The 12,631-nt window shown below is 39.3% G+C and carries 12 protein-coding genes; 5 read left to right on the forward strand and 7 right to left on the reverse strand.

Translation table 11 applies throughout. The features are described from left to right. Positions 1 to 10: 10 nt before the first annotated feature. From lepA to B9T28_RS04660, 3 genes are all read right to left on the reverse strand, one after another. On the reverse strand, positions 11 to 1,828 hold the full coding sequence (lepA, locus tag B9T28_RS04650) for a translation elongation factor 4 (RefSeq protein ID WP_086202785.1): 1,818 nt from the start codon (positions 1,826 to 1,828) through the stop codon (positions 11 to 13). Between the two features lie 297 nt (positions 1,829 to 2,125). Continuing rightward, positions 2,126 to 2,572, reverse strand: coding sequence for an acyl-CoA thioesterase (locus B9T28_RS04655; RefSeq protein ID WP_086202786.1), 447 nt, complete (start codon positions 2,570 to 2,572; stop codon positions 2,126 to 2,128). A 135-nt stretch (positions 2,573 to 2,707) separates the two neighbouring features. Next, entirely contained in the window at positions 2,708 to 4,099 is a 1,392-nt protein-coding gene (locus B9T28_RS04660) for a Do family serine endopeptidase (protein ID WP_086202787.1), read from the reverse strand. A gap of 225 nt (positions 4,100 to 4,324) precedes the next feature. Between B9T28_RS04660 and nadB the strand changes: the two genes are divergently transcribed. Further along, positions 4,325 to 5,968, forward strand: a complete 1,644-nt coding sequence (gene nadB, locus B9T28_RS04665) for an L-aspartate oxidase (protein ID WP_086202788.1) — start codon at positions 4,325 to 4,327, stop codon at positions 5,966 to 5,968. 68 nt (positions 5,969 to 6,036) lie between these two features. Here nadB and B9T28_RS04670 read toward each other — a convergent pair whose 3' ends face one another. The 4 genes from B9T28_RS04670 to pabC all read right to left on the reverse strand — a co-directional run bounded on the left by B9T28_RS04670 (position 6,037) and on the right by pabC (position 9,023). Next, entirely contained in the window at positions 6,037 to 6,456 is a 420-nt protein-coding gene (locus B9T28_RS04670) for a PaaI family thioesterase (protein ID WP_086202789.1), read from the reverse strand. Between the two features lie 88 nt (positions 6,457 to 6,544). Beyond that, on the reverse strand, positions 6,545 to 7,144 hold the full coding sequence (gene tmk, locus B9T28_RS04675) for a dTMP kinase (RefSeq protein WP_086202790.1): 600 nt from the start codon (positions 7,142 to 7,144) through the stop codon (positions 6,545 to 6,547). 9 nt (positions 7,145 to 7,153) lie between these two features. Next, the gene (gene mltG / locus B9T28_RS04680; protein WP_086202791.1) at positions 7,154 to 8,209 is read right to left on the reverse strand and encodes an endolytic transglycosylase MltG; all 1,056 of its coding nucleotides are present in this window, start codon (positions 8,207 to 8,209) and stop codon (positions 7,154 to 7,156) included. Beyond that, positions 8,202 to 9,023, reverse strand: coding sequence for an aminodeoxychorismate lyase (gene pabC / locus B9T28_RS04685; RefSeq protein WP_086202792.1), 822 nt, complete (start codon positions 9,021 to 9,023; stop codon positions 8,202 to 8,204). The genes mltG and pabC overlap by 8 nt, the downstream gene beginning before the upstream one ends. A gap of 166 nt (positions 9,024 to 9,189) precedes the next feature. Between pabC and B9T28_RS04690 the strand changes: the two genes are divergently transcribed. The 4 genes from B9T28_RS04690 to cysW all read left to right on the forward strand — a co-directional run bounded on the left by B9T28_RS04690 (position 9,190) and on the right by cysW (position 12,628). After that, the gene (locus B9T28_RS04690) at positions 9,190 to 10,197 is read left to right on the forward strand and encodes a sulfate ABC transporter substrate-binding protein (protein WP_086202793.1); all 1,008 of its coding nucleotides are present in this window, start codon (positions 9,190 to 9,192) and stop codon (positions 10,195 to 10,197) included. Positions 10,198 to 10,220: 23 nt separating this feature from the next. Next, positions 10,221 to 10,826, forward strand: coding sequence for an RBBP9/YdeN family alpha/beta hydrolase (locus tag B9T28_RS04695; RefSeq protein ID WP_086202794.1), 606 nt, complete (start codon positions 10,221 to 10,223; stop codon positions 10,824 to 10,826). An 81-nt stretch (positions 10,827 to 10,907) separates the two neighbouring features. Continuing rightward, positions 10,908 to 11,741, forward strand: a complete 834-nt coding sequence (gene cysT / locus B9T28_RS04700) for a sulfate ABC transporter permease subunit CysT (protein WP_086202795.1) — start codon at positions 10,908 to 10,910, stop codon at positions 11,739 to 11,741. Then, positions 11,738 to 12,628, forward strand: a complete 891-nt coding sequence (cysW, locus tag B9T28_RS04705) for a sulfate ABC transporter permease subunit CysW (protein WP_086202796.1) — start codon at positions 11,738 to 11,740, stop codon at positions 12,626 to 12,628. Before cysT ends, cysW begins: the two co-directional genes overlap by 4 nt. Positions 12,629 to 12,631 lie beyond the last annotated feature (3 nt).

Consider the following 12,631-nt stretch of genomic DNA (forward strand, 5'->3'; position numbering starts at 1 on the left):
CTCTGTCTTTTTATCGTTCTACTTTCAATACAGCTAAGAATGCTTCTTGGGGGATTTCAACACTACCCACTTGTTTCATGCGCTTCTTACCTTCTTTTTGTTTAGATAACAATTTCTTCTTACGAGAAACGTCACCACCATAACATTTTGCCAATACATTTTTACGCATCGCCTTAACCGTTGATCGGGCAATAATTTGTGCACCAATCGCCGCCTGAATAGCAACATCAAACATTTGACGTGGAATCAAATCTTTCATCTTATCCACTAATGCAATGCCACGATGTCGTGCATCGTTACGATGACAAATCATCGCCAAAGCGTCAACTTTCTCACCATTAATGAGTACATCAACTTTCACCAAAGACGAACTTTCGAAACGCACAAAGCTATAGTCAAGCGATGCAAAACCACGTGAGCATGACTTCAAGCGGTCAAAGAAATCCATCACGACTTCAGCCATAGGAATTTCAAAAGTTACTGATACTTGGTTACCCAAGAACTTCATATCTTTTTGTACACCACGGCGCTCAATACACAGGGTCATGACATTACCCAAGTATTCTTGAGGCACTAAAATATGACATTCTGCAATCGGTTCACGTAAGTCTTCAACAGTTGAACCATCAGGCATTTTTGATGGACTGTCGATATAGATTGTTTCACCGGTTTTCATCAATGATTCATAAATCACTGTTGGTGCAGAAGTGATGATATCTAAATCATACTCACGTTCTAAACGCTCTTGTACGATTTCCATATGTAGCATTCCCAAGAAGCCACAACGGAAACCAAAGCCAAGTGCATCTGAACTTTCAGGTTCAAAAAACAATGATGAATCATTAATTTGTAATTTATGCAATGCTTCACGGAAAGGTTCAAAATCACTGGCATCAATTGGGAATAAACCTGCATAGACCTGTGGTTTAACCTTTTTAAAACCGGGTAGCGTTTGAACTTCAGGTGTCGTAGACAACGTAATGGTGTCACCTACTGGTGCACCAAAAATGTCTTTAATCCCTGCAATAATGAAACCAACTTCACCAGCTTCTAACATACCCGTTTCAGTATGTTTTGGATTAAAGATACCCACTGAGGTAATAATATGCGTTTGACCTGTTGACTTAATCAACATTTTATCGCCTTTACGCACACGACCATGTTTAATACGTACTAAAGACACTACGCCTAAGTAGTTATCAAACCACGAATCAACAATAAGCGCTTGTAATGGCGCGTCTCGATCACCTTCAGGTGCTGGAATCACTTCTACCAAAGTTTCAAGCACACCTGCAACACCTAGCCCTGTTTTTGCAGAACACGTTGGTGCATCAGTCGCTTCAATCCCAATAATTTCTTCAATTTCATGAATAACACGCTCAGGTTCAGCCTGAGGTAAATCAATTTTATTGAGAACAGGAAGAACTTCTAGACCTTGCTCAATGGCAGTATAGCAATTCGCAACCGACTGGGCTTCTACACCTTGTGCAGCATCAACAACCAATAATGCACCCTCACAAGCAGCCAAAGAACGCGATACTTCATAAGAAAAATCGACATGTCCTGGGGTATCAATAAAGTTGAGCTGATACTCTTGGCCATTAGGATGAGTGTAATACAAAGTCACTGAAGTGGCTTTAATCGTAATTCCACGCTCGCGCTCCAACTCCATTGAGTCCAAAACTTGTGCTTGCATCTCTCGATCTTGCAAGCCACCACAAGTTTGAATAAAACGGTCAGCCAAAGTCGACTTCCCATGATCAATATGCGCAATGATGGAAAAATTTCGTATATTCTTGATATCAACAGACTTTTTAGCTACTGCCATAAACTACTCTAAAAATATGTACACAGTCATGTACTCAATATCAAAAGTACTTATGACGTGCAAAAAACTAAACACCCAATTTGTTGCACAGTATAAGCAGATCACGGTGAAAAATATAGTGAAACACCAATAAAAACCAAGCCTTCACTGGAGTATCTCACTCAATCTTTGCCTCAGTGACAATTTAAACTAACCAATAGCTATATTTAGTCACAATATCTCTATTCAATTCCACTTTATCTTTCTATTTACCAGGTATCGGATCCAACTCAACAACCTAATTGATATAATTAGCTCTTAATCAAGATTACCAAAATCAAAAGGATTAATTTCTTCACTGAGTGGTTGATATGCCTGTATGAATGTTGGTGACATACGTTTAGACCGTCCTGAGGCCATTTCGATACAGGCCCATTTGGTACTTCCAGTAAACAGCAAACTTTTGTCTTTGGCCCGATAAAATGCATACTGTCGGAAAGAATATAACGTATTGATATCATGCAACCATGTCCGCAAAACAATTTCATCACCGAGTAGTGCTGCTTTGCGATACTGCACATGATGTTCTACTGCAACCATGGCATGTTTCAATTCTAAATATTGCGCAAGCCCAAGCCCCAACGCTTCAATGTGTGCAGAAGCAACGTCTTGCATCCATTGTACATACACCACATTATTAACATGTTTTAAAATATCAATATGTTCAGCTTGAACCGTCAATTTTAGATCAAAAAAAGTACTCACAAAATATAACCTTCAATCTAAGCTATTTATTTAAGCCTTGTAATTTAACAAATCCATAGCAACTATAAAATCAAATGCATAAAAAACCACTCCAATACAGAGTGGTTGTTACACTTCAACCTACTTAATGCCGCGCTATTGAATTCTTAACCCAAGCATTGCATATTGACCATCGCGCACAATTGCAACCCGTGCAACTGTATTTTGCTGCAGATCCGAAACAACCTCAACAAAGTCATTCGGATTATGAATTTTTTTACCATTCACTTGGGTAATGATATCCCCAGGAATAATTCGAGATTGAGCCGCCAAACCACCACGTGTCACATCCTGAATGAGCACGCCACCCTTTAACTCTAATTTAGATTTTTCGGCTTCTGTTAGTCCACGAATCGCCACACCTAAAACAGGACCTTTTTGCACCTTAGTCGCAACACTTGCTTCAACTTTAGCAGGAGTATCATCTGGTGCAGTGGTTAATACTGCAGAAATCAATTTTGCTTTATCATCTCGCAACACTTCAAGTTGTACGGTTTGATTTGGTGTTGTGCGATTTAAGTAATTCAGTAATTCTGAGGTTCTCGAAATAGGCGAACCATTGTATTTCATAATGACATCACCCGACCTAAAACCAGCTTTCGCTGCTGGCGATTCTGGTGCAACCTGTGTAATCAAAGATCCTTCAGGCTTTGGTAATTTATAGGCTTCCGCAAGATTACGATCAATATCCTGCAACATCACACCTAAATATGAACGTGTGACTTTACCATTCTTTTTCAACTGATCCACAACATCCATAGCCACATCAATTGGAATTGAGAATGACAGGCCCATGTAGCCGCCCGTACCACTAAAAATACGTGAATTCACCCCCACCACTTGACCTTGTTGGTTAAACAACGGGCCACCTGAGTTCCCAGGATTTAAAGCCACATCTGTTTGAATAAAGGGTACTGAAGTTTCACCCATCATGTTACGCGATTTAGCACTTACAATACCGGCTGACGCAGAGTAATCAAAACCGAATGGTGAACCAATCGCTAATACTGGCTGACCCACTTTAAGTTGATCCACGTTACCCGTTGCTAATGCAGGGAAATTATTACCATTTACTTTGAGTAATGCGACATCAGTACGTTCATCACTTCCGACCACAGTAGCATCAATTTCACGGCGATCATTCAACATAATCGTGACTTTAGATGCATCCTCAATCACATGATGATTAGTCAATAGGTAGCCATCCTTACTAATAAAGAATGCACTCCCATAGGCCGTTTTTTCTTGTGGTACTTGTTGCTTTGGAATAATAATTTGATTACCAAAGAAACGTTTTAAAATTTCTGGAACTTGTTGTTGTAGCAATTCTTCCTGCGTCATTTTTTTGACAACACTAACACTTACAACCGCAGGACTCACCTGTTCCACTAAATTTGAAAAATCTACTGGTGCTGCTGCCTGTGTTTGCGCCGCGGCTACAGTAAATACTGCAGCGTAGATTCCTTTTTGTATACCGCGATTATTCATAAGACATGCACCCACTAATGATTATTGTGCCGAAAACCATGTTTGTAACATACAAAATCTGATTTTTACGTTAAATTATGTTTCTATAGTTTTATAAAACAATACTTTACTTAACGCTATATTAAAAAACACAGATTTGTTCTTTTGAGCAAAATATGAAACCTAAAAGGCTTGTAATTTATGACAAAAAAGAGTGTTATTAACAAACTTTTTTCAAATTAGCGGATGGACATGTCTAATTTAAACACAACATATCGATTTGATGTGATTATTGTGGGAAGTGGCGGTGCAGGTTTAAGTTTAGCCTTATCGTTACCCGATCATTTCAATATCGCTGTTTTAGCTAAATCACATTTAACCGATGCCAGCACCTTTTATGCACAAGGTGGTATCGCTGCTGTTTTAGATGAAACTGACTCTGTTCAGCAGCATATAGATGACACCATGATTGCGGGTGCACATTTATGTGAAATTGATGCCGTTAAACATACTGTAGAAGGTGGTCGCCCATCCGTTGATTTTCTACTCAATCATGGTGTTCAGTTTACTTTAGATGAAGATGAACAACTCCATTTAACTCGTGAAGGCGGTCATTCTCAACGTCGTATTATCCATGCAGCAGATGCAACAGGTCGCGCGATTTCAACCACTTTGGTTGAACGTGCTCAGGCTAAAAAAAATATTAGCATTTTCGAAAATTTCATCGCCATCGACCTGATTACCACACAAAAGCTAGGACAAAAAGATCTCAGCAATCGTGCCATTGGTTTATATGCACTCGATGAAAAAAATGAACATGTACATACCTTTCTCGCCCCATTTACCGCACTGGCCTGTGGTGGTGCGATGAAAGCCTATTTATATACATCGAATCCTGATATTGCGACTGGTGATGGAATTGCCATGGCCTACCGTGCTGGTTGTCGGGTCGCAAACATGGAGTTTAATCAATTTCATCCAACCTGTTTATACCACCCTCAAGCACGTTCTTTTTTAATTACCGAAGCCATGCGCGGTGAAGGCGCTTATTTACGTCTGCCAGATGGTGAACGTTTTATGCTACGCTTTGATGAACGCGCAGAACTCGCCCCACGTGACATTGTCGCACGGGCTATAGACTATGAAATCAAACGTTTAGGTATTCGTCATGTTTGGTTAGACATCACACATAAGTCACCCGAGTTTGTAAAAGAGCACTTTCCAACCCTATATGCGCGCTTGTTAGAACTGGGCATCGACATTACCAAAGATATGATTCCAGTCGTACCAGCCGCGCACTACACTTGCGGTGGTGTGGTGGTCAATGAAAATAGCCAAACTGATATTGCTGGTTTATATGCAATTGGTGAAACCTCCTATACAGGTTTGCATGGTGCTAACCGTATGGCAAGTAACTCTCTTTTAGAATGTTTTGTATATGGCATGAGTGCTGCTAAAGATATTGAAAGCAAATTTAATCCATCTTTTGATGTTCCAGCAGTACCTGATTGGGATGCAACACAAGCCGTACATCCTGATGAAGAAGTGGTGATTTTACAAAATTGGGATGAGCTAAGAGCCACCATGTGGAATTATGTGGGCATTGTTAGAACCACAAAACGTTTGGAACGAGCATTACATCGTATTGAAATGCTGAAAGGTGAAATTACGGAGTATTATCAAGATTATCATGTAAGTAAAAATCTGATTGAATTACGTAATCTACTATTAGTCTCTGAAATGATTGTCCGCTGTGCAATGCAACGTAAAGAATCCCGCGGTTTGCATTACACGCTAGATTATCCAGAACTCTCTCCTGAATTACGTAAAACTGTGTTAACACCGCCGACCTTTGAAGTCGAAACCCCTTTGGTAAATGCTGAAGCTTAATCAGGCAAGTAAATCCTTCAAAATAAAAAGCGCCAGACACTGGCGCTTTTTATTACATCAAAAGTATATTAGCTTTTTTGTGGAGGAATCGAATACGTTCCAGTCACATGCGCTACAGGTTCATCCGAATCAACTGAATAAATCCAAACCTCACCTACAATTAAAGCTTTACCCACTTTCATAAGCTTACACACACCTCGAAGATCTGTTCCACCTGTAGGTTTACGCAAAAAATTGATGTGCATATTGGTTGTCACTGCCAGACCAACAATCCCGATTTCACCTAAAATAGCAACATACAAAGCAAAGTCAGCAAGGGTCATCATGGTTGGGCCTGAAATTGTCCCACCTGGCCGAATATCAGCACCACTGACACGCCACAATAAAGTTGCCCCTTTCTCAACAACCTCTTCAATTTCACATTTTTCTAAACTGGGTGGAAAATGTTTTTCTAAGAAGTGAATAATTTCTAGTTTGGTGCTTTTCATTCAATGAAGCCTTTATATTCTTATATACAATTATAATATAAAGACTTTTATGATTTTTACCAGTAACCCTAGCGTTCACTATTTAGTACTATTTTAAATAGGTTAATGCATCTGCAAAAACTTTTTCAGGTGCTTGCGTGGCATCAAGACGCTTCATTCGTTGCGATTCACGTTGCTGAATTTCAACAAACCCAGAACGGACTTTTTCAAAAAAACTGACTTTCTCTTGTTCAAAACGATCCAAAGCACCACGTTCACGGGCACGTGACATTCCAGTTTCAATCGGTGCATCCAACCAAAATGTCACATCTGGCATTTTGACGACAAAATTTTCATTCAACAACGCTAACTTTTCTCGGCTCAAACCCCGCCCTGCACACTGATACGCAAAACTTGAATCTGTGAATCGATCACAGAGGACAATTTTCCCTTGTGCCAAAGCAGGTAGAATGACTTGTTCAAGATGTTGTGCACGTGCTGCGTACATCAACAGTAATTCAGTATCACTGCTCATCTGCTCATCATGATTAACAGATAACAATAAACCCCGAATCTGTTCAGCCAATGGTGTTCCACCCGGCTCACGCGTTAAAATAACATCTTTACCTTGTTGCTGAAAATATTCATACAATGTGCGAATGAGCGTGGTTTTTCCTACACCTTCAGTGCCTTCAAAACTTATAAACATACTCATTCCTTAATTTTTAGATCGCATAACTGAAATATAATCTTGCACCGCACGATTATGCTCTTGTAAATTGCTGGTAAATTTATGCCCACCGTTACCTGTCGCCACAAAATAAATACTGTCTGAATCATCTGGATGCATAGCAGCTTCAATTGCTTTTTTACTCGGCAAAGCAATGGGTGTTGGCGGCAAACCATTGATGGTATAGGTATTATAAGCGGTCGGTGTGCGTAAATCTTGCTTAGAAATTTTACCTTGATATCGATCACCCATCCCATAAATCACGGTTGGATCGGTTTGTAAACGCATTCCTAATTTTAGACGGCGAACAAAAACACCCGAAACTTGACCTAACTCACGATCTACACTGGTTTCTTTTTCAATAATAGAGGCCATAATCAAGGCTTCATATTTATTTTGATACGGCAAATTAGGATCACGCTTTTCCCAAGCCTCGTTCAAAATTTTCATTTGACGTTGATACAAATCAGTCAGAATTTTTTTGTCTGACTCTCCCTTATCAAAAAAGTAAGTATCAGGAGCAAATAATCCTTCTGGATGATCGTATGGAATATTGAGTTCTTTTAACAACTCAGCAGTCGGTAGATTCACTACTGTCTTATGGATCAAGCTATCTTTGCGCAGTGTTTGAAAGAGTTGCTTTGCAGTCGTACCTTCAATCACCAACAGCCTGCTCATTTGAGCATTATCCGCATTGGAAACCATATCCAAAACCTGACGTACACTCATACCTTGCGTCACTTCATAAACGCCTGCTTTCAAGGTGTCATGAATAAAAATTTTACGATATAACTTAAGTACCAGTGGGAAACTCACTTTTTTATCTTCAGCCAACTGATCAATAAAACCGGTATAGGTTTCACCATTGGTAATGGAAAGCTTTTGCTTTTTACCTTCAACAGGATAGGTTTTAAAAATACTCATTTTTAAAACCAATATGATCAGCAATAAAAATGTAATCAATACGATCATGACCCCTTGATAGATTTTTCGGGGTGCAGAAGATGGTGTTTTCTTTTGGGGCTGAGCTTGGGTCTTAGGCATAATGATTAAACTGATTCAATTGCAACGTCTCAAATAGCTCAACACACGGTTGAACCTCTAACAAACATGTTTGAAAATTTTGTACAACTTTCATTGGGCTCAGTGCATTACAAAAGAATAAACTCTGAATATTTTGAATTTCATCACGCCCAATATAGCGTTGCACACAAGGGATTCCCTGCTGTTGCATGCGATTTAAAATTTCTGCGCGCATCACACCATGCACACCATTATAGCGAAGTTCAGGAGTAACCCACGTATCATTTATCCGAATGAAACAATTACTGCTCACTCCTTCAACAACTCCACCTTGTACATCCATAGCTAAGGCTTCAAGCCAGCCATACTGTTGAGCTTCTTTTTTTAACAATACTTGTTCTAAGCGATTCAGTGATTTTATGCCTACCAAATTAGGCATGGTTAAACCCATTACTTGTTCAAGCACCCCACTGTCAATTACTTCCAGCTGAAAATCTTGTGTTTCATGCGGATAGAAAAACACATACAGATCTGCGGCATGATCTGGCAAGGTATAACCACGATTTCCCTCACCACGACTCAAGATCACCTTTAATGTCCCATTTAAAGATGCGATGTGCTGTCGTAATTGTTCAAAAGTTGCATCTAATAGATCAAAATTAATATTTAACCCAAGTCGCTCAGTTGAAAGTTTTAAGCGTTCTCGATGCCTTGCTTCTAACTCCAATACATTGTGATGAAAGCGTGCTGTAGTAAAACAACCATCCCCATAATGAAATGCCCTATCTAAAATCGGTATCACTTCAACTCTTTGAGCATTTTTAAAACATATCATGCTGATTTTCAACCTTCCAATTTCATAAAAATGTCTAACCAAATCTGTAAAAACTATTTCGTTTTTATTCATATAAAATTCATTTTTTATTATTTTTTATGGATAAATACTAGCGTTATGCTGCAACCATATTAACGAAATTCAAAATATTTGGGGAACAATCACCATGCACTTTTCAAAAATAAAACTGAGTGTTGTTGCAGCATTCATTTCAGTTTCAAGCGTTTCATTTGCTGCAAAAGACTTTCTCAATGTTTCTTATGATCCAACGCGTGAACTCTACGAAGATTTTAACAAACAATTTGGTGCATATTGGAAAAAAAGTACTGGGCAAGATGTTAATTTTAAACAATCCCATGGCGGCTCTGGTAAACAAGCACGTGCTGTCATTGATGGTTTAAGCGCTGATGTCGTTACCCTTGCTTTAGCCGCTGATATTGATGCCATTGCTGAAAAAACAGACCTACTTCCTAAAGATTGGCAAAAGAAATTCCCACAAAACTCGACTCCTTATACTTCAACCATTGTATTTCTCGTACGCAAAGATAATCCAAAACAGATCAAAGATTGGAATGATTTAGTCAAGTCAGGCGTTGAAATTGTCACACCAAACCCAAAAACTTCAGGTGGTGCACGCTGGAACTACTTAGCAGCATGGGCTTGGGCAAAACATAAATATGGTTCAGATGCAAAAGCTCAAGATTTCGTTCGTCAAATTTATAAGCAAACCAAAGTATTAGATTCAGGCGCACGTGGTGCCACTACCACATTTGCAGAACGTGGTATTGGTGATGTTCTCCTCGCTTGGGAAAATGAAGCTTATTTAGCCGTCCGTGAGCAACCGGGAAAATTTGAAATTATTACCCCATCGCTTTCAGTTTTAGCTGAACCGCCTGTGGCCATTGTTGAGAAAAATGTACAGAAAGATGGCAATGCCAACCTCGCTAAAGCCTATTTAAACTTTTTATACTCACCTTTAGGTCAAGATATTGCAGCAAAAAATTACTATCGTCCGCGTAATACCGCAGTTTTGAAAAAATACAGTACCGTATTTAAACCATTAAAATTAGTCACCATTGATAAAGAATTTGGTGGCTGGTCTAAGGTTCAAAAGCAGCATTTTGAAAATAATGGCATTTTCGATCAAATCGTAAAAGCAAATAATGTGAAGTAAAGTCAATTCATAGGAGCATAGACATGACACATACCATAATTGTTCCAGGCTTAGGTGGTAGTGATTATGATCATTGGCAGTCTTGGTTACAGCGTCAACTCATGTCTTGCTCTCGTGTACAACAACAGGATTGGAACCAGCCTATTTTGAGCCAGTGGATTGCAAATTTTGTCGACACAATCTCAAAAGTAGAAACACCCATGCAAATTGTTGCGCACAGCTTTGGTTGTTTAACCACTGTTGCTGCGTTAAATCAATATCCAGAAATGGCATCAAAAATCAAAAAACTGATTTTAGTTGCCCCTGCAAATCCTAGCCGATTTGGTGAAAATGGTTTTGCACGTGACAGCATTAAAAATTATGCTGAATACTTCCATCAGTTAAAAATTAATGTACCGACTGAAATGCTGATTTCTGAAAATGACCCTTGGTTGAACTTTGAAGATGCACAAACTTTGGCAAAATCTTGGAAAATTAAACCCAGCAACTTAGGTCGTGTCGGACATATTAATGTAGATTCTGGTTTTGGTGCTTTCCCTGAAATTTATGATTATTTAGTTTCAGAAAAAAATAGCCCTTATATCAACAAAATTGATGATGACAAGTTGTTTTTTAAATTTGCTATTTAACTGATGCATTTTATGCTTGGCGCAATCTGTAATTTATTTACTTACTGATTTCAGTAAGTATTCTCATTTTGAGGAGTTGTCATGTCGCAGCGATCCCGAGTGCTGCCAGGATTTGGTCTTTCTCTAGGCTTCACCCTAGCGTATTTGTCTTTTATTGTTCTTATTCCATTATCTGCAGTATTTATTAAATCATTAGGTATTGGCTGGGATGGCTTCTGGGAAATTGTTAGCTCTGAACGTATCCAAAAATCATTACAACTCAGTTTTAGTGCTGCCATTATTGCAGCACTCATTAATGTCGTGTTTGGATTATTGTTAGCTTGGTGCTTAGTGCGTTATACCTTCCCAGGGAAACGCATTGTCGATGCTTTAGTCGATCTTCCTTTCGCCTTACCAACTGCTGTTGCAGGTATTGCCTTAACATCGCTTTATGCACCGACAGGCTGGATTGGACAATATTTAGAACCGCTTGGAATTAAAGTTGCTTATACACCTATCGGGATTACCTTAGCATTAATCTTTATTGGCATTCCATTTGTGGTCCGTACGGTGCAACCCGTACTGAGTGATTTAGAAACAGAGCTTGAAGAAGCCGCCTCCGCATTAGGGGCAAATCGTTTGCAAATTGTAGCTAAAATTATTTTACCTATTTTGTTCCCAGCCTTACTCACTGGTTTTGCTTTGGCATTTGCACGGGGTGTAGGTGAATATGGTTCAGTCATTTTTATTGCAGGAAATCAGCCTTTTAAAACTGAAATTGCACCGCTTATGATCATTTCTCGCCTAGAAGAATATGATTATGCAGGCGCAACGACTATTGCTGTGGTGATGTTGGTTCTTTCATTTTTTATTTTATTCTTGATTAACCTTGTACAAGCATGGGCAAGTCGCCGTACTGGGAGAACTGCTCGATGAGCTTAACCACCAATAGCAATGCACTTGCTGCCAAATTACAATCACGAGATGCCACACGTGAACCAACTTGGGTACGCTATACACTCATCGTCATCGCATTAATTTTCTTTATTAGCTGCTTAATCTTACCGTTAATTTTGGTTTTTGTTGAAGCCTTTAAACAAGGTGTACAGGTTTATTTTCAAGCATTGATAAATCCAGATACATTATCTGCGGTAAAATTGACCTTACTGACTGCTGCAATTGCCGTACCACTCAATGTAGTCTTTGGGGTAGCTGCGGCATGGTGTGTAGCCAAGTTTAATTTCCGTGGTAAAGCGATTCTCACCACAATTATTGATACACCTTTTTCTGTTTCACCTGTTATTGCTGGTTTAATGTTGGTTCTAATTTTTGGTTCTCAAGGTTGGTTTGGCGGCTGGCTTATGGATCATGACATCAAAATCTTATATGCGACGCCTGCAATTGTTTTGGCCACCATCTTTATTACCGTTCCCTTCGTCGCACGCGAACTGATTCCATTAATGGAAGCACAAGGTACCGAAGAAGAAGAAGCTGCAATTGTTTTAGGTGCCTCAGGATGGCAGACTTTTTGGAAAGTCACCCTTCCTAATATTAAATGGGGTTTAATTTACGGCATTATCCTCTGTAATGCTCGAGCAATGGGTGAGTTTGGTGCAGTGTCAGTGGTATCTGGACACATTCGTGGTGAAACCAATACTCTACCTTTACATGTCGAAATTTTATATAACGAATATACCTTTAGTGCCGCATTTGCAGTGTCTTCACTGTTGGCTTTATTGGCAATTGTCACTCTTATTCTTAAAACATGGGTGGAAATACGCCAAGAAAAGCAAGATCGCCGTAATGAAGATTCAGCAACTTAAGGA

It is taken from the genome of Acinetobacter silvestris (assembly GCF_002135235.1).
Lineage (GTDB): Bacteria > Pseudomonadota > Gammaproteobacteria > Pseudomonadales > Moraxellaceae > Acinetobacter > Acinetobacter silvestris.